Source organism: Actinokineospora auranticolor (assembly GCF_041897805.1).
In the GTDB taxonomy this organism is placed as follows: domain Bacteria; phylum Actinomycetota; class Actinomycetes; order Mycobacteriales; family Pseudonocardiaceae; genus Actinokineospora; species Actinokineospora auranticolor.
Genome location: NZ_CP154825.1, coordinates 2,080,162 through 2,097,148 on the forward strand (window position 1 = coordinate 2,080,162; position 16,987 = coordinate 2,097,148).

Sequence of the window (16,987 nt, forward strand, 5' to 3'; positions counted from 1 at the left end):
ATTTCGCCACAACAGGAAGGGTGTCCGAGTTTTCCGTCCTCTACGGCGGACGTTGGGTGAGCCGGAGACGGAATCGAGCGAGCGGGTGCGATGGTCGCTGGACCTACCGGAGCCGTTGACTGATGGTGAAGGGCACGAGTTCGCGGTGCGAGTTCTGGCGGCGGATTCGCCCCTGCACCACTATGTCTGCGTGCCGCAGATCCCGTGTGCTGCCTTCGATCTCCGCGTGCGGTTCGGTCCGGAGATGCCCGAGAAGGTTGTTGCGCTTCAACGCGCATTCCAGCTTGGTGCGGAAGACGAGTTGACCAGTGGAAGTGCAGTCGTGCCGGATTTGGCGGGTGAAGTGAGGGTGCGGTTCCGCGATCTGGTGCCCGGGTTCGCCTATGGTCTGCGCTGAGGCGTGGGTAGAGGGTTGCAGAACCACTGATCAGTCCACTGTGGTCAGCGGAGGAACCACGCCGTGAAGGTGGTGCGGCCGTCCGCGACGGCGAGGTTGACCTGTTCCGCCAACGCCCGGACGATGGCCATGCCGCGGCCCGCCAGGACCACACCCGAGGCCGGGACGCGCCAGCCGCTCTCGTCGATGACGGTGATGACGACGGCCTCGTCGTCGACGTGGGCGTTGAGCCCCAGGACGGTGGACTCCGGGCCGCTCTGGTTGGCGTTCGCGATGGCGTTGCTCATCGCCTCGTCGGCGGACCAGACGGCGTCGTCGAGGGCGGGGGGTGCGACGCCCACCCGGGTGAGCCAGCCGCGCAGGGCGCGACGGGCCAGGTGCAGGTGACCGGGCTCGGCGGGGACCGTCACCGCCCAGACCTCCACCACCGACATCTCGCTCATGCGCTGGGAATACCCCTCGCCGGGCGGGGGTGAAACATGACCGGTCAGGCGACGCTGGCGATGGGGGTGGGCTTGCGGTCCATCAGGGTGAGCAGCAGGCCCTCCTTGGTCGACCACGGGCTGATCTCCACCCGGTCGTGGCCGGTCGCCACCATCAGGGCCCGCGCCGCGACCGCGCCCGCCAGCGACTGCTCGGCCCGGTGCCGCGAGATCCCCGGCAGCTTCGCCCGGCGCCGCGCCGAGAGCCGGGCCAGGCGGGGGATCCAGCGGTCGAGGTCCTCGACCTGGAGTGAGCTCGTGTCGGCCAGGCGGGCCAGGCCCTGGAAGACCTTGGAGCAGCCGACCGCGTGGCCCGCGTGCAGCGCGACCAGGTCGTCGGGGGCCAGGGCGTCGCGGATGAGTTCCTCGACCTCGTCCTCGTGCCCGACCGCCAGCCCCAGCCGGGTCAGAGTCCGTGCGCCGTACGGCAAAGAGCGCGCCACCGACGGGGTGTCGGACTCGCCGACGGCGACCTCGACCGTGCCGCCGCCGACGTCGAGCACCGTCAGCGCGCCCGCCGCCCGGCCGTACCACCGGCGCGCGGCGAGGTAGGCCAGCCGCGCCTCCTGGCGGCCGCTGAACCGGCGCAGCGTGACCCCGGTGCGCCGCGCGACCTGCCGCACGATCTCGTCGGCGTTGACCGCGTCGCGCACCGACGACGTCGCGAACGGGACGATGTCGGCCAGGGGGAGCCCCGCCTTGCGCGCGTACCTCCGGACGGTCGCGACCGCCCCCGCGACCTGCTCGATGCCCTCCCGCCGCAGACAGCCTTTGCCGTCGTACGCTCGGTCGAGGCGGAGTCTGACCTTGCGGGAGAGCAGCGCGTCGGTGGGTGAGCCCCGGTCCGCGTCGACGACGACGAGGTGCGCGCTGAAGCAACCCACGTCCAGCACCCCCACGGCGTTGCGCATGTCTTCGTCCTCGTGCTTCCTCTCGGCAATGTCTGGTACCCGCTGGGTGTATCGGGCAAACCCGGCGGTCTTGTACAAATCCTGCCGAAAAAATGTTCAGCCTGGTGGACACTTTCCCGCCAGAGCACTTTGGGGTGACTCTTGGCTGTACACAGTGGACGTATACGGCCGGATGGTGCCGTGCCGCTCACCCGTGTGGCAGAGTTCGCCGGGTGAGCAGCGACGAGGTCCGCGACTCGGTGTCACTGACCAACCTCGACCAGCCCCTGTTCGACGACGCGTCCGCCACCAAGCGCGACCTCGTCGACTACCTGGACGCGGTACACACCCGCGTGCTCCCCGGGCTGCGGGACCGACCGCTGTCGGTGGTGCGGATCCGCCCGGGACAGGGGCGGTTCATGCAGAAGAACGTGCCGAAGTACACCCCGGACTGGGTGCGCACGGAGACCATGTGGGCGGAGACCTCCAAGCGCGACATCTCCTACGCCGTGTGCGACGACCGCCGGACCCTGCTGTGGTTCGCCAACCAGCGCGCGGTCGAGTACCACGTCCCCCTGTGGCGACTCGGTTCCCCGGCGCCGACCCACCTGGTGCTCGACCTGGACCCACCGGAGGGCGCGGACTTCGCCGCGGTGGTGGCGGCCGCCCTGCTGGTGCGGCAGGCACTGGCCGCCGACGGGCTGGCCGCGGCGGTGAAGACGAGCGGCGCCAAGGGACTGCACGTGCTGGTACCGGTCGCGGAAGCGTCCATGGACGACATGGCGGCGGCGACGCGGGCGGTGGCGGTCCGGACGGAGCGGCTGGACCCGGCGTTGGCGACCACGGCGTACATCATCGATGACCGGGGCGGGAAGGTGTTCCTGGACTCCACTCGGGCTTATGGCGCGACGTTGGTGGCGGCGTACAGCCCACGGATCCGGCCGGGGACGCCGGTGTCGTTCCCGGTTCGGTGGGGGGAGCTGGAGAGCGTGCGGCCGGGGGACTTCACGCTGCGGACGGCGGTGGAGCGGTTGGGGGACGGGGATCCTTGGGCGGAGTCGATGCCTGAGCCGCAGGTGCTGCCGGAGGATCTGGTGGCGGAGGGGCGGACGATTCCGGTGGCGCGGGTGCAGGCGATGCACGAGGGCAAGCGGCGCAAGGCGAAGGCGGCGCGGCAGGCGGAGGGGACGGAGTAGCCTTCTCGGCTCGGCTCGGCTCGGCTCGGCTCGGCTCGGCTCGGCTCGGCTCGGCTCGGCTCGGGTGGGTTTGGGGTGGGGCATGCCTCCGCCCCAATGCCACTAACTTAGCGCGTTTTCGCTGGCCAGTATCGGTCTAAGCGATTGGCGATCGACCTCTGGCACACTCGGATCAAGTCCACTTGCGACAGTGGGTTGCGTGTTCGCTCGATGCCCCAATGCGGGCCATGGAACTATGGTGTGCCGCAGGGCGTCGTCGCACGTGCCGCCCGCCTCTCGCACGGCACCCTCAAGATGCCGTTGACCTGCAACGATGCTCCGTAAGTTAGTGGCATTGTGCCTCCGCCCCCCGGTATCAATTCTACCGGCGCGCACCGACAGTTCCGGCCGAAGACGATCAAGCCTGTGGACAACTCTCGAAGGGGTCAGGACATGGCACCACCCCGCCTGCCGAGGGGGCGGGCGGGGCGGTGGGTCGGAGCTACTGGGTCCACTCCCGATCCGGCGGGAACGGGTCGTAGTAGTGGCGCCAGAACGTATGCGCGTCCAACACGTGCAAGCCTTCTCGGTCGTAGACCAGGAACTCGGTCTGGACCAGGGCGTGGTGGACGGCTCCGTTCGTCAGCACGCCGACCGGGGGTTCGCCTCCGTCGATGGTGAACGAGACCTGGGGTGCGACCCGCCCCTGTTGGCGCAGGGAGGTCACCCACTGGCCTATCGCGGGCAGGGTGCCCGGTTCGGTGTAGTGCGCGGCCTGGACCGGCGTGGGCCAGGGCTGGTAGTACCTGGCCACGGTGTCCCTCGTGCGTCCCCTGGATTCCCCTTCCACACCACCGATACTACCACAGCGTTCGAACACGTGTTCGAACGCTAGGCCAACTTGCGTACCGATGTCACCAGTTCGGGTAGCGCCGGGTCGTCCTCCCGCCGGTGCGGGTGCAGGGCCGCTCGGCCCACCGCTCCGCGCAGGGTGGTGGCGAGGCGGGCTGGGACGGCGATGGTGAGGAGGGTTCCGCTGCCGTGGAAGCCTTCCACCAGCCAGGCGACCCAGGGGAGTTGCAGGTTCGACGTCGGGCTGAAGAACGCCGGGCGGGCGCCCTCGAACGCGACGTCGTAGATGCCGAAGCGGCTCCAGTTGGTGATGGTCAGGGTTTTGCGTTCCGGGTCGAAGCCGCAGGGGATGCACTCGTTGAGGCGGTCGCGGCCGATCGACTCCAGGAAGGCGCGGTTGGCGCGCAGCTTGAGGTGGGCGGTGGGGAACTCCTCGACGGCCTCGCGGATGCGGGTCGCGATCTCGGCCGCGGTCGCCGCGGGCGGGGTGGTCAGGAAGATCTCGCTGACCAGGTTGCCCACCACCCCCGGCTCGATCCCCAGGAACCGGCGGACGTTCACCGGCAGCGCCATCGACCTCGGCTCCTCGGTGTCGCCGTCGAGGGCGCGGAGGGTGTGGGCCAGGTGGGCGCACAGCACGTCGTTGGCCGACAGGCTCCGGCCCGCCGCCGCGCTGGTCTCCGCCCGCAGGCGGCTGACCTCCTCGTCGGTGAAGTACACCTGCACCGTGCGGTTGGCGCGCACCGCGGACTCGAACTCGGTGGCCAAGCGCTTGGCGTCTTCGGTGGTCGGCAGGCGGAACCCCGGGGTGCCCGAGTCCGCCGCGGGCAGCGAGGCGTCGAGGAACGCGTCCGGGTCGGTCAGCTGGGTGATCTCCGGCGCGGTGGTCGACTCGACGGCCGCGGACCAGGCGCGCACCAGCAGCATGAAGCTCGCCAGGTCGCCCACCGAGTGGTGGAACGAGCACCCCAGGGCGCTGCTGCCGTCGGAGAGCAGGGTCAACCGCACGGTCAGCAGCGGCAGCCCGCCGACCCGCGCGGCGTTGGCCTGCACGTGGTCGACGAACCCGCCACCCGGCAGGGTCACCCGGCCGATCGCCTTGGGCAGCGTGTCGTCCACGTCGTAGGTCTCGAACGGCACACCCGAGTCGTCGCAGACGATCTCCAGTTGGTCGCCGACCGTGCGCAGCCTGCCCGCGAAGGCGGGTACCGCGGCCAGGGCCGTGGAAAGGCCGTCCGCCAGGCGTTCCGCGGAAAGCGCGCGCTGGTAGAAAAACACCACCGACACCGGCACGTCGGCGATGACCGTGTCGGTCACCCCGCACCTGATCACCGTGCCGGGGGCGTGCCCCGCGCGGACGGTCCGGCTCGAGCGCAGTTCCGGCCAGCCGCTCATCCGCTGGTCCGTTCGGGGGAGATCGGGGCCATGACTAGTCCTTTCCCTGCTGGTTGGCGTCACCGTAAGCCAGGGCGGACGGGCGGAGAAGACTCCATTCGCAGCCAAAAGCGGGGGCCCGGGCGGAAATCCGCCCGGGCCCCGTGCCACCGGAGTGACCGTCCTAACGGGACGTGAGCTCCCGGTGCAGCGACTTGATCAGCTCACCGTCGGCGGTGTCCGCGTCGAGCGACCAGATCATCGCGCCGCCGAGGCAGCGGTCCTTGATGTAGCGGGCCTTGCGCCGCATCTCGGTCGGGTCGTCGTAGGTCCAGAACGTGGTGCCGTTGAAGATCCACGAGAAACCCGCGCGGTCGTCGCGGTAGATCTTGAAACCGTCCTTGCCGACCTTGGCCTTGAGCTCCTTGTAGTCCTCGCCGCCCGCTTCCCACTTGCCGGGAGCGGCCGCCGTGGCCTTCTGGAACAGACCGCGGTTGGCGTTGGTGACGCCGGTCCAGCCGCGCCCGAAGAACGGCACGCCGAGCACGAGCTTGTTGCGCGGGGCGCCACGCGACAGGTAGCTGTCGATGGTGACCTCGGTGCTGTAGCCCGGCGCGGGCGTCGGGTCGCCCTTCGGGGTGCGCAGCGCGGACTGCTGGTTGGTCTCCAGGTCCCAGGCGCCGTGCAGGTCGTAGCCCTGCACCGTGCCGAAGTCCAGGTACTTGAAGACCTTCGAGACCTCGAAGCCCTTGTCGATCTCGCGGGAGTTCGCGGGCAGGTACGCGGTCAGCTCCGGCTTGTGCCGACCGGGGAACTTGTCGAGCTGCGTGCGGTACTCCTTCACCAGGGCGGTGAAGTTCACCTTGTCCTCGGGGCGCACGACGTTGCCCGGGGCACCCGCGGTGCTCGCGGGCCACTCCCAGTCCAGGTCGACGCCGTCGATGATGCCCGCGGCCAGGCCCTTGCCGTTGGCGTCGGTGCCCGCGATGGTGCCCTTGAGCCAGCCGTCGAGGCAGGACTTGACGTGGTTGGCGCGCGACTGCGGGGTCAGGGCCGCGTTGGAGAAGTACTTCGAACCCGACCAACCGCCGAGCGAGATGTGCACCTTCAGGTTGGGGTACTTGACCTTCAGCTTGCGCAGCTGGTTCAGGTTGCCCGACACCGGCTGACCGGCCACGTCGGCGACGCCGTCCACGCTCTGCTCGGCCGGGACCGGGCGCTGGAAGTCCGCCCACGCGTCGGCGCTGACGCAGTTGCCCTGCTCGTCGAGCGAGCCGAACGCGTAGTTGAGGTGGGTGAGCCGCGCCGCGGTGCCGCTGGTGACCAGGTTGGCCGCGTGGTAGTCGCGGGCGTAGATCCCCCACTGGATGAAGTAGCCGACGGTCCGCACCTGCGAGCCGTGGTCGTGCCCGTGGCCGCGGTCGGGCTGGTGCGCCTGCGCGGGCGGCACGGCCACGGTCGCCGCGGCGGCGACCAGCCCGGTGAGCAGCGTGGCCGCCCGCCATTTCCTAGCCGACATAGTTCTCCCTCTGGAGGTGGGACATGTCGCCGCCTCCCGGCGGTGACCCTCTGGTCTGGACCAAACTAGGCGGAGGTCTAAACCACATCTACGCCCGAACGGCGCAATTCGGGCGCTATCCGGGTGATCCACTGTGGACCCTGAGAGGTCTTTCAGGGTGCGGTACCCCCGTCGGGGTATGCCCGGCGACCTCGTCGGAGGGACGAGCGGGCAAGCCGGAATCCCTACCTTTGCCCCTATCGGTGCTCAAGAGGGGGTAGGGATGGTTCGGCAGGTGTGGGCGGCGATGCGCCCGGCCGGCGCGGCGCAGTGGCTGCTGTGGTGCTGCGGGACGCTGCTGCTGGCGTCGGCGGGGTTCCACGGGGTGGTCGCGCTGGTCGACGGCGGGCCGTGGGTCGGTCCGGTGACCTGGCGCAAGCCGGTGGTCTTCGCGGTGTCGTTCGGGGCGTTCTGCTGGTCGGCGGTGTGGGTGCTGCGGCACCTGCCCAAGCGGGTCTGGCGCGGCGCGCTGGCCGGGCTGCTGGGGCTCAGCTCGGTGCTCGAGGTCGGCGTGATCACCACGCAGCGCTGGCGCGGGGTGCCGTCGCACTTCAACGCCGCGACCGAGTTCGACGACAACATGTTCAGCGTCATGGGGATGACGGTCGTGCTGATCGTCCTGGGCATGGTGCTGCTGGCGGTGTGGACCGCGGTCGACTTCCGCGGCCCCGGCCACGCGCGGATCGCCGCGCTGGTGGGCCTGGGCGGCCTGCTCGTGGCCGGGTACATCGGCAGCGACCTGATCGCCGAGGGCGACGCGGTGGTCGCCGCGACCGGGCACGTGCCCTACGACCTCACCTTCGGCGCGGACGGCGCGGCGAAGTTCGCCCACGCCGCGGGCATCCACGGCATCCAGGTCCTGGGTGTGCTCGCCATCCTGCTCGACGGCAGCGCCGTGGCGGCGCGCAAGCGGACCGGGGTCGTGGCCGTGGCCGCGATCGGCTACACCGCCGCGTTCACCTCGATCACGCTGACCGCGTACGCGGGTCGCGCGTGGACGGACCCCGTCCTGCCGCTGGCCGTGCTCGGTGTCGCGGGCGTCGCCCTCATCGGCTACGCCTACCTGCGGGCACTGCCGCGCGCCGAGCCGGGTGAGCGGGCTGGACGTGGGCCGGTGAGGTCGGGTGAGGTGGTGGGGTGAGAGCGCGCGAGTGGATCCGGTCGGTCGACCGCCGAGCAGGGTCGGCGGTCGACGGGTCCGTCGCGGTGCTGGCGTTCGCCGCCATGGTGGTGGTGGACCCGTGGTCGTGGCGGGCGATCGGGCTCAGCGCGGTGGTCGCGGCGGGCGTGGCGCTGCGCAGGCGCACGCCCGTCGCGGGCTACCTGCTGGGGTCGCTGGGGTTGATCGCGCAGAGCCTGCTCGCGACGGCGAATCCCGTTGCGCCCTACGCAAACCTGCTGGGTCTCTACAGTGTCGGCCTGCACGCGGCGCCGCGCCGGGCGTTGTGGGGACCGGTGATCCTGCTCCCCGGGATCCTCGCCTACTTCGTCGCCGACCCGGTGCCCGCGCCCGCCGCGGCGGGCACGGTGTTCACGTGGTTGCTCGGCTGGGCACTGGGTTACGTGGGCGCGCGCAGCCGGGACCGGCAGGAGGTCGAGCGGGAACTGGCCCGCCGCGCCGCGGTCGCCGAGGAACGCGCCAGGATGGCCCGGGAGCTGCACGACCTCGTCGGGCACACGGTCAACGTGATGCTGGTGCAGGCGGGTGCGAGCAGGCTCGTGCTCGACTCCGATCCGGACCAGGCCAGGGAACTGCTGTCCGGAGTGGAGCGCACCGGCCGGGAGGCGCTGGACGAGCTCGACCGGGTGCTCGGCGGCCTGCGCCAGGACGTCCCCGAGGCCGGGCTGGACCGGCTGGTGGCGCGGATGACGGAGGCGGGCATGCGGGTCGACCTGCGGGTGACGGCGCCGCCGCTGCCCGGCGCGGTCGAGCAGGCGGTGTACCGGATCGTGCAGGAGGCGCTGACCAACGCCCTCACCCACGGCGAGGCGCGGTCCGCGACGGTCGCGATCGCCGCGGACGAGTGCGGGGTGGTGGTGGAGATCCACGACCACGGCAGCGGACCGGAGTCCGGATACCGGCCGGGGCGCGGGCTGACCGGTATCGGGGAACGCGTGTCCGTGCTCGGCGGCACGGTCGTCCACGGGGGCGGTGAAGGAGGCGGCTTCCGGCTGCGGGTCGTCCTCCCGCTCGGGTGAGCGCTGTGATTGGGTTCGCGCCGTGATCCGCGTACTGCTCGCCGACGACGACTCCCTGCTGCGCGCCGGGGTCCGCGTGGTGCTCGGCGCCGCCGGGGACATCGAGGTCGCCGGTGAGGCCGGTGACGGGCTGCGCGCGGTGGAGTTGGCCGCGACGCTCAACCCGGACGTCGTGCTGATGGACGTCCGCATGCCCGGCGTCGACGGCGTCGAGGCGACCCGCCGCGTGGTCGCCGCCCGCCCCGACGCCCGCGTGCTGGTGCTGACCACTTTCCGCCACGACGAGTACGTCTGGGGCGCGCTGCGCGCGGGCGCCAGCGGCTTCCTGCTCAAGCGGGCCAGCCCGGAGCGGCTCATCGACGCCGTGCGGGTGGTGGCGGCCGGGGACACGCTGCTCGACCCGGCGATCACCCGCGACCTCGTCGAGCACTTCGTCCGCCGTGTCCCCGGCGCGGGCGACGACCCCCGGCTGGCCCGGCTGACCGACCGCGAGACCCAGGTGCTGCGGCTGGTCGCGCAGGGGCTGTCCAACGCCGAGATCGCGGAGTTGCTGGTCATCGCCGAGTCCACGGCCAAGACGCACGTCAAGCGGGTGCTGGCCAAGGTCGACGCGCGGGACCGGGCGCAGGCCGTGGTGATCGCCTACCGCAGCGGGCTGGTCACCGCGGACTGAGTTCGGCGTAGCGGTCCAGGATCTCCCGCTTGCGGCGGAAGAACTCGGCGCTGCCGGTGTGCCCGGAGTCCTCGACGACGACCAACTCCGCGTCCGGCCAGGCGTGGACCAGTTCCCAGGCGACGCTGACCGGGCCGCCGAGGTCGTGGCGGCCGTGCAGGATCGTGCCGGGGATGCCGCGCAGCTTGTGCGCGTCGCGGAGGATCTCGTCCTCTTCGAGCCAGGCGTGGTTGCCCCAGTAGTGGGTGACCGTGCGGACCATGGCGGCGAGGTTGCGGGGCGGTCGGCCGCTGTAGGCCTGGGGGTCGCCGTTGGGTTCGAGGGAGACGACCGTGTCCTCCCAGGTCGTCCAGTCCCTGATGGCCTTGTCGCGCACGGCCTGGTCGGGGTCCTCCATCAGGCGCGAGTAGGCGGCGGCGACGTTCGTGTCGTCGGGGGCCAGGTCGGGGGCGCCCGCGCGGAAGCGGGCCAGGGCCTCCGGGAAGAACCGGCCGACACCGCCGGTGATCCACTCGAAGTCGGCGCGGCGGGCGTTGGTGGCGCCGGAGAGCACCATTGCGCGGACCCGGTGCGGGTTGCGCTCGGCGTAGGCCAGCGCCAGTGTCGAGCCCCACGAGCCGCCCGCGACCAGCCAGCGGTCGATGCCGAGGTGTTCGCGCAGGAGTTCCACGTCGGCGATGAGGTGGTGGGTGGTGTTGTGCCGCATGTCGGTGTCCGGGTCGGCGGCGTGCGGTTCGCTGCGCCCGCAGCCGCGCTGGTCGAAGGAGACCAGCCGGTAGCGGTCCGGGTCGAAGAACTCGCGGCTGCGGGGGTTGCTGCCGGCGCCGGGGCCGCCGTGCACGAGCAGTGCGGGTAGGCCGTCGGGGTTGCCGGAGACCTCCCAGTGCACGCGGTTGCCTTGACCGACGTCGAGCAGGCCTTGGTCGTGGGGTTCACCGTGGTCGTAGGTCACGGGTCGAACTTAGGGGCCCGGTCACCGATCGACGAAGACGTGCACGCGGGATCGCGCCGGTTTCTGGACTGAGCGGTTTCGCGCGGCCCCCGGCCGCGCGAAACCGGGAGGGAAGAAATCGGCTGAAGGGCGATCTCGCCGCCTCGGCGGAGCCGAGGCCGTGTCACTGGAAGGCGTGGGAGCGGCGGCGGCCGTCGGGGGTGTCGCCGAAGAGGCGGTCGGGTTCGCCGTGGCCGTCCTGGGTCGGGATGTGGCGGACGTGCTCGGTGCGCAGCCGGGGGACCGCGTACGGGTGGTTGTCGTTGATCCACGCGACCAGCTTCTCCCGCACCAGGCAGCGCAGGTCGAACAGCGTCGGCGCGTCCACGGCGCTGACCAGGGCGCGGACGCGGACCACGCTGTGCACGGCCTCGGTCACCTGGAGGACGCAGACGCGGCGGTCCCACAGGTCGGTCTCGTCGACCATCCGGCGGAGCTCCTCGCGCATCCGCTCGATCGGCATGGCCCAGTCGACGTCGAGCTCGACCGTGCCCAGCAGCGCCGCCTCGCGGCGGGTCCAGTTCTCGAAGGGCCTGGCCATGAAGTGCGCGGTCGGGATGACGAGCCTGCGGTCGTCCCAGACGTGCACCACGAGGTAGGTGAGGGTGATGTCCTCGACGCGTCCCCACTCGCCCTCGGCGATGACCACGTCGTCCAGCCGGATGGCGTCGCTGAACGCGATCTGCAGGCCCGCGATGACGTTGCTGAGCAGCGACTGGGCGGCGAACGCGGCGATGGCGCCGATGACGCCCGCGGAGGCCAGGAGGCTGGTGCCCGCTGCTCTTGCCGCGGGGAAGGTCATGAGCATGGTGCCGAGGGCTACTACGGCTACTGCGGCGACGGTGACGCGGCGGACGAGGGTGATCTGGGTTTGCATGCGGCGGGCGTGGCGGTTGTCCCGCTCGTCGACCCGCAGGCGGGAGAGGACGGAGTGCTCGACGGCGATGAGGATGCCCGCGAGCAGCCAGGCGCCGGTGCCGATCAGGGCGAGGGTGAGCAGGTGCGCGGCCGGGCCGGGCAGGACACCGCCGACGGCGAACCGGAGCACGATCATCGCGGCGAACCAGCGGAGCGGGGTGCGGGTGCACTCCCGGAGCGATGCTTGCAGGGCGGACCGGCCGAGGCCGCTTAGCGTGCGCCGGATCGTCCACTCGACCAGTAGGAACACCGCGTACGCGCCGATCGCGGTGGCTATTCGGACCCACGTCTCGGACACGCTGCGTCCCCTTCGGTTGGCTGTTGCCCTATGGGGGCGTACCCGGGGGTGTCGGGGGTCGGAACGTGAGCGTGGGTCGGTTCACACGAGAGAGGCGGGTTGGTGCGGTTCCAGCGGGGTTGGGTTCTCTCGTGGTCTGGGTGCGAGTTTTTCGAGCGTTGCTCGATGGGGTGAATCGTCTTTGCGCGGGGCCCCTACGAGCCTGCGGTGGGGCAAGAGCGGTGGGATGGGCAAGCCCACCCCACCCGCGGGCGAGCTTGGCAGGCTCGTCCCCCACACAAAGACAATCCACACCCATCGAGCAGAAGGTGGGGGCGCGGTGGGTTCAGTGGGGGTCGGGCTGGCAGACGTCGAGGGCCGGCGGGTTCGGCCTGGCGGGGTGGGGGAAGTTACGGGGCGGCTGCGGTGGGTGGGGGAGTGCCGCTTGAGTGGGCCGGTGGGTTCGGCCTGGCGGGGTGGGAGAGGTTGCCGGGGCGGCTGAGGTAGGTGGGCGAGCGCGGCTTGGGCGGGGGCCGGTGAGCTCGGCCTGGCCGGGTGGGGAAGTCGCGGGTGGGCCCGAGTGCGGCTTGGCGGGGTGCGCCGCCTTCAGGCGGGGTGCGCATGAGCGGGCTTGGTGGCCCGGCAAGGTGCGGCTGAGGCGGTATCCGGCTTGGTCGACTTCTTGATCACCCCGCCCGGACCCAGGACAGCCCCCGCCCTCCTCTGGGGGGACAGGTGATGTCCCCGACCGATTTGTGCCCGGGACGGTCCGCGGTGAAATCGCGGCGGACGAGGTCCGGCGTGATGTGGATGTCGGGTGCCGGCACGGTCGTGAGCGGCCGGCGACGTCGTCCGGTCGGGGCCAGGTGAAGCTCGCGCATCATCATCCGTACGAGCTCCGGCCTGCGGGCCACACCCTGACGAGCCAACGCCGCGTGCACACGACGGTATCCGTAGGTGCGTCGGGATTCGGCGAACACCGTCTCGATCCCGCCCTTGAGCGATTCCCGACGCTCGACGGTGAACGATGTCGGCCTCAACCGCCAGTCATGGAAGCCGGAGCGTGACACCCAGCCATTCGCACATCGCCGTCACGGGATATCTGCCTCGTTCGCCGTCGATGAACTCGTCGATCTCGGTCACGATAGTCGCGGGCGAAGAAGGCCGCGGCTTTTCCCAGGAACTCGTTCTTCATGCGGAATTCCTGGTTCTCCCGCTCCAACTCCCGCAACCGGGCACGCTCGTCCACACTCAACGGAGCGACCGTACCCTGGTTTTACGGCGCGTCTCGACCCAGTTCCGCAGAGTCTGCTCAAGCAGACCCAACTGGCACGCCGCCTCCGCAACAGACACCCTGGACTCGACCAATTTCACGGCCTCGTCCTTGAACTCCGGCGAGAAACGATGACGACGATGAACCATGACATTTCCGATCATCCAAGACCTATTCTACTTGGGTCCGACGTCCGAGAAATCCATGGCACTCCAATCGGCGATGGGGCAGCCGGGAGGGGGTGGCGAAACTCTGTGGATGGGTTGGGTGGATGTGGGCAACTTGGTAACCGGACGGGAGGGATCGGCGGTTAGTGCACAAGGGGGGCGGATCGGGCGAGGGTGGAGTGGGGTCACATGAGGGAGGTGCCCTCGAGGGTGAGCAGGTGCTGTTTGCGGGGGAGGCCGCCGCCGTAGCCGATGAGGGAGCCGTTGGTGCCGATGACGCGGTGGCACGGGACGATGATGGAGATCGGGTTCCGGCCGTTGGCCATGCCCACCGCGCGCGAGGCGGTGGGGCGGCCCAGTTGGTGGGCGAGGCCGCCGTAGGTGGTGGTGTGGCCCCACGTGATGGTGGTCAGCGCGGTCCACACCGTGCGCTGGAAAGGGGTGCCGGTGGGGGCCAGGGGGAGGTCGAAGTCCCGCAGCTCCCCGGCGAAGTAGGCGGCCAGTTGGCGGCGGGCTTCGGGGAACGGGCCGCCGGTGTCGGTGACCCAATCTGCGCCCACACCGGTGAAGTGGCGGTGGCTCGGGGTCGTGTACAGGCCGGTGATCGACTCGCCGTCGCCTACCAGGAGCAGGTCGTCGATGGGGGACTCGACCAGTGTGTACCTGGTGGGGCCGGTGGCCCGGTCGGTGAAGGTGACCGGGGCGGGTGCGCTCTGCACGAACTTCCTTTCGGGAGGGCTCAACCCGCGGGCAGCAGGTTGATGGGGTGGTCGCCGGTGGCCCACAGGTACTGGACCGCGTACGCCCGCCACGGGCGCCACGCCGTCGCGTGGGTGGTGAGGGCGGTGGGGGAGGCGGGGAGTCCGAGTCCCTCGGCGGCCAGGCGGACGCCCAGGTCGGTGGGCAGGAACGCGTCCGGGTCGCCGAGGGCGCGCATGGCGATGGTGTCCACCGTCCACGGACCGATGCCGGGCAACGCCGCCAGCGCCGCGCGCGCCGATTCCCAGTCGCCGCCCACTGACAGGTCGATGGTGGGTAGGGCGGCGATCAGGCCGGTCAGGGTGGCGCGCCGGGACCGCGGCAGCGCCAGCGACTCGGGGTCCAGGTCGGCCAGGGCCTCGGTGCTGGGGAACAGGTGCGTCAGGCCGCCGACGGGGTCGACGACCGGCTCGCCGTGCGCCTGCACGAGCCGACCCGCGTGGGTGCGGGCCGCTTTCGTCGAGACCTGCTGGCCCAGCACCGCGCGCACCGCCATCTCCGCGCCGTCGACGGTGCGCGGGACGCGCCTGCCCGGGTTCTTGGCGACCAGTGGGGCCAGCACCCGGTCGGCGGAGAGGGCCTCGTCCACCGCGACCGGGTCGGCGTCCAGGTCGAGCATCCGCCTGCACCGGCTGATCGCCACCGACAGGTCCCGCAGGTCGGTCAGCGACAGGTCGCAGCGGATGTGGTCGGGCAGCGGGCGCAGGCTGACGATGCCGGGTCCGCCGGGGAGCCGCAGCGTGCGCCGGTACGCGCCGTCGCGCCACTCCTCCACCCCGGGGACGGCCGTGGCGGCGAGGTGGCCGAACAGGTTGTCCGGGCACAGCGGCGCGCGGAACGGCAGCCGCACGGTCAGCACGCCGAGGCGGTCGACGACGGGTTTGGCCGCGCGCCTGCGCAGCTCCGTCGGCGATAGCGCGAACACGTCGCGCACGGTGTCGTTGAACGCGCGGATGCTGCCGAACCCGGCCGCCATGGCCACGTCCGACATCGACAGCGCGCTGGTCTCGATCAGCACCCGCGCGGTCTGCGCGCGCTGCGCCCGGGCCAGGGCCAGCGGACCCGCGCCGAGTTCCGCGCGCAGCGCCCGCTCGACCTGCCGGACGCTGTAGCCGAGCCGGGCGGCCAGCGCGGGCACGCCTCCGGAGTCCACGACCCCGTCGGCGATCAGCCGCATGGCGCGGCCGACCAGGTCGGCGCGCTCGTTCCACTGCGGCGACCCGGGTGTGGCGTCCGGCCTGCACCGCTTGCACGCGCGGAAACCGGCCTGCTGGGCCGCCGCCGCGCTCGGGTAGAAGCGCATGTTGCGCGGCTTGGGCGGCACCACCGGGCAACTGGGCCTGCAGTAGACGCGCGTGGTCACCACGGCGGTGAAGAACCAGCCGTCGAACCGCGCGTCGCGGGACCGCACGGCGCGGACGCAGGCCTCGGTGTCGGAGTGCACGCCGTCCAGCATCGCCGGTTCGCCCGCCGCGTACCAGCGAGAAAACGACACGATCCTCGGCGGGGTCGGGCAAGGTCGGCGGCCCGCTCGGGAAATGCGTTTTGCCTACCCGCGGTGACGATTGTCGGCTGCCTTTCCCTCGATTTCACCCTATCGTGGAGGAAACGTGTCGGTGGCATTGCTCGAACCCGGGACGGGGTAACGCGAGCCGCATTCGCCGCGATGCCCGGTCGAGGGGGAAGGGAGACGCGGTGACGCGCGAGCAGGTGCTGCTGGTCCATCCGGGAATCTACGACGACAGCGATCCGCGGGCGTTTCCGCCGTGGGGCGCACTCGCCGTCGGGCACGCGCTGCGCGCCGCCGGTCACGACGTCGTGGTGCTCGACCTCAACGGGGCCGACGTGGTCGCCGCGCTCGACGCGGCGCTGGCCGCGCACCGGCCGACGGTCGTCGGGTTCACCGCCAAGCAGGGCGTCGGCGCCCGCCGGTTCCGGGCGGCCGTCGACCACCTCGGCGCCGTCGCCCCGGACCTCCCCGTCGTCGCGGGTGGCCCCCTGGTCAGCACCTTCCCCGATCCGCGCGCCCCGCTCTGGCGCGGTGTGCACACCCTCTTCCGCGGCGACGGCGAGCAGGCGATGGTGTCGTGGCTGGCCGACCGGCCCCGCCCCGGCACCCTCGTGCACGGCCACGAGCCACCCGACCTCGACGCCGTCGGCGTGCCGTCGTGGTGGCCCGACCTCCCCGAGTACGTGCACCCGGCGAGCGCGTGGCCGAACATGGCCGTGCCCGGTATCCACGTCGCCGCTGCCCGGGGGTGCACCCGCCGCTGCACATTCTGCTATCTCAACGCGCACCACCCCGGCGCGCGGTTCCGGTTCGTCACCGCGCCGAAACTGCACACCGATCTGCACGCGCTCAACGCGGCCACCGGCGCGCGCGGCTTCTACTTCGTCGACGATTGTTTCATCGACGCCCGGCAACACCGGGTGCGCGAGTTCTGCGCCCGGCTCATCGCGGAGGGCAGTCCATTCCGATTCGGCTGCGACGTCCAGTTGACCGATCTGGACCGGCACCCCGACCTGCTCGCGCTGATGCACCGCGCGGGTTTCCGCGCGCTCTACGTCGGCGTCGAGTCGGCCGCCCCCACCACCCGCGGCAGGTTGGCCAAGGGCACCGTGCGCGACGTCGCGGGCGCGCTGAACCGGGCCATCGACCTCGGGTTCGCGCTGCGCGCCTCGATCGGCATCGGCTGGCCCGGCGAGGACGGCGCCGACGCCCGCCGCACGCTGGCCCTGGTCGACGAGGTCCCCCGGCTCGCCTTCGACGCCTACCGCTACTACCCGTTGCCCGGCACCCCGCTCGGCGAGGAGAGCCACTGGGCGAAGGCGCGCGCGGCGCTGTCGCCGGAGCGGTTGCGCGACGCGGCTTTCCAGGACTTCTCCGACCACAACGACAACTACTCGCAGATCCCCACCGCCGAGTACGACGCGCTGTGGGCGGAGCTGCGGGGCCGCGAGCGCGAGCGGTTGTCCGCCTACTTCGCGGTTGGGAGCTGAAC

17 protein-coding genes are annotated in these 16,987 nt (G+C 71.4%); 6 read left to right on the plus strand and 11 right to left on the minus strand.

The window, feature by feature from the left end; genetic code table 11:
• The first annotated feature begins 52 nt into the window (after positions 1–52).
• Complete coding sequence (locus V5P93_RS09845; protein WP_146108312.1) at positions 53–397, plus strand: hypothetical protein; 345 nt, start codon at positions 53–55, stop codon at positions 395–397.
• Between the two features lie 44 nt (positions 398–441).
• Here V5P93_RS09845 and V5P93_RS09850 read toward each other — a convergent pair whose 3' ends face one another.
• Both V5P93_RS09850 and V5P93_RS09855 read right to left on the minus strand, forming a co-directional pair.
• Complete coding sequence (locus V5P93_RS09850) at positions 442–840, minus strand: ATP-binding protein (RefSeq protein WP_104482564.1); 399 nt, start codon at positions 838–840, stop codon at positions 442–444.
• Between the two features lie 44 nt (positions 841–884).
• A complete protein-coding gene (locus V5P93_RS09855; RefSeq protein ID WP_104482565.1) occupies positions 885–1,790 on the minus strand; it encodes a Ppx/GppA phosphatase family protein in 906 nt (301 codons plus the stop codon).
• 212 nt (positions 1,791–2,002) lie between these two features.
• On the opposite strand from V5P93_RS09855, the gene ligD reads away from it, so the two are divergent.
• Positions 2,003–2,965, plus strand: a complete 963-nt coding sequence (ligD, locus tag V5P93_RS09860; RefSeq protein WP_104482566.1) for a non-homologous end-joining DNA ligase — start codon at positions 2,003–2,005, stop codon at positions 2,963–2,965.
• Between the two features lie 481 nt (positions 2,966–3,446).
• On the opposite strand, the gene V5P93_RS09865 is transcribed toward ligD, so the two are convergent.
• The 3 genes from V5P93_RS09865 to V5P93_RS09875 form a co-directional block, all read right to left on the minus strand.
• Positions 3,447–3,758: a hypothetical protein gene (locus V5P93_RS09865; protein WP_104482567.1), complete on the minus strand. Its 312-nt coding sequence runs from the start codon at positions 3,756–3,758 to the stop codon at positions 3,447–3,449.
• Between the two features lie 77 nt (positions 3,759–3,835).
• Entirely contained in the window at positions 3,836–5,191 is a 1,356-nt protein-coding gene (locus V5P93_RS09870; protein ID WP_104482568.1) for an acyltransferase, read from the minus strand.
• A 163-nt stretch (positions 5,192–5,354) separates the two neighbouring features.
• Entirely contained in the window at positions 5,355–6,689 is a 1,335-nt protein-coding gene (locus V5P93_RS09875; protein ID WP_104482569.1) for a glycoside hydrolase family 18 protein, read from the minus strand.
• 262 nt (positions 6,690–6,951) lie between these two features.
• Between V5P93_RS09875 and V5P93_RS09880 the strand changes: the two genes are divergently transcribed.
• From V5P93_RS09880 to V5P93_RS09890, 3 genes are read left to right on the plus strand one after another with little or no spacing between them, the layout of a single operon-like run.
• Complete coding sequence (locus V5P93_RS09880; protein WP_104482570.1) at positions 6,952–7,869, plus strand: hypothetical protein; 918 nt, start codon at positions 6,952–6,954, stop codon at positions 7,867–7,869.
• The gene (locus V5P93_RS09885) at positions 7,866–8,927 is read left to right on the plus strand and encodes a sensor histidine kinase (protein ID WP_104482571.1); all 1,062 of its coding nucleotides are present in this window, start codon (positions 7,866–7,868) and stop codon (positions 8,925–8,927) included. The genes V5P93_RS09880 and V5P93_RS09885 overlap by 4 nt, the downstream gene beginning before the upstream one ends.
• Before the next feature lie 22 nt (positions 8,928–8,949).
• A complete protein-coding gene (locus V5P93_RS09890) occupies positions 8,950–9,600 on the plus strand; it encodes a response regulator transcription factor (RefSeq protein WP_104482572.1) in 651 nt (216 codons plus the stop codon).
• Here the strand turns inward: V5P93_RS09890 and pip are convergent.
• From pip to V5P93_RS09920, 6 genes are all read right to left on the minus strand, one after another.
• Positions 9,587–10,552, minus strand: a complete 966-nt coding sequence (gene pip, locus V5P93_RS09895) for a prolyl aminopeptidase (protein WP_104482573.1) — start codon at positions 10,550–10,552, stop codon at positions 9,587–9,589. The genes V5P93_RS09890 and pip overlap by 14 nt on opposite strands.
• A 163-nt stretch (positions 10,553–10,715) precedes the next feature.
• A complete protein-coding gene (locus tag V5P93_RS09900; RefSeq protein ID WP_104482574.1) occupies positions 10,716–11,807 on the minus strand; it encodes a mechanosensitive ion channel family protein in 1,092 nt (363 codons plus the stop codon).
• A gap of 665 nt (positions 11,808–12,472) precedes the next feature.
• Positions 12,473–12,856, minus strand: coding sequence for an IS3 family transposase (locus V5P93_RS09905; protein ID WP_104482575.1), 384 nt, complete (start codon positions 12,854–12,856; stop codon positions 12,473–12,475).
• Positions 12,857–13,037: 181 nt separating this feature from the next.
• Entirely contained in the window at positions 13,038–13,223 is a 186-nt protein-coding gene (locus tag V5P93_RS09910; RefSeq protein WP_104482576.1) for a transposase, read from the minus strand.
• A gap of 188 nt (positions 13,224–13,411) precedes the next feature.
• On the minus strand, positions 13,412–13,945 hold the full coding sequence (locus tag V5P93_RS09915; protein WP_245931678.1) for a methylated-DNA--[protein]-cysteine S-methyltransferase: 534 nt from the start codon (positions 13,943–13,945) through the stop codon (positions 13,412–13,414).
• 20 nt (positions 13,946–13,965) lie between these two features.
• On the minus strand, positions 13,966–15,429 hold the full coding sequence (locus tag V5P93_RS09920; RefSeq protein WP_181043852.1) for a DNA-3-methyladenine glycosylase 2: 1,464 nt from the start codon (positions 15,427–15,429) through the stop codon (positions 13,966–13,968).
• A 251-nt stretch (positions 15,430–15,680) separates the two neighbouring features.
• On the opposite strand from V5P93_RS09920, the gene V5P93_RS09925 reads away from it, so the two are divergent.
• A complete protein-coding gene (locus V5P93_RS09925; protein WP_181043848.1) occupies positions 15,681–16,985 on the plus strand; it encodes a B12-binding domain-containing radical SAM protein in 1,305 nt (434 codons plus the stop codon).
• Positions 16,986–16,987: the final 2 nt, after the last annotated feature.

Excerpts from the sequence above, each read along its gene's own strand:
- V5P93_RS09855 (WP_104482565.1), bottom strand. The coding sequence starts at position 1,790 with ATGCGCAACGCCGTGGGGGTGCTGGACGTGGGTTGCTTCAGCGCGCAC.
- V5P93_RS09880 (WP_104482570.1), top strand. The coding sequence starts at position 6,952 with ATGGTTCGGCAGGTGTGGGCGGCGATGCGCCCGGCCGGCGCGGCGCAG.
- V5P93_RS09875 (WP_104482569.1), bottom strand. The coding sequence starts at position 6,689 with ATGTCGGCTAGGAAATGGCGGGCGGCCACGCTGCTCACCGGGCTGGTC.
- V5P93_RS09910 (WP_104482576.1), bottom strand. The coding sequence starts at position 13,223 with ATGATCGGAAATGTCATGGTTCATCGTCGTCATCGTTTCTCGCCGGAG.
- V5P93_RS09870 (WP_104482568.1), bottom strand. The coding sequence starts at position 5,191 with ATGAGCGGCTGGCCGGAACTGCGCTCGAGCCGGACCGTCCGCGCGGGG.
- V5P93_RS09850 (WP_104482564.1), bottom strand. The coding sequence starts at position 840 with ATGAGCGAGATGTCGGTGGTGGAGGTCTGGGCGGTGACGGTCCCCGCC.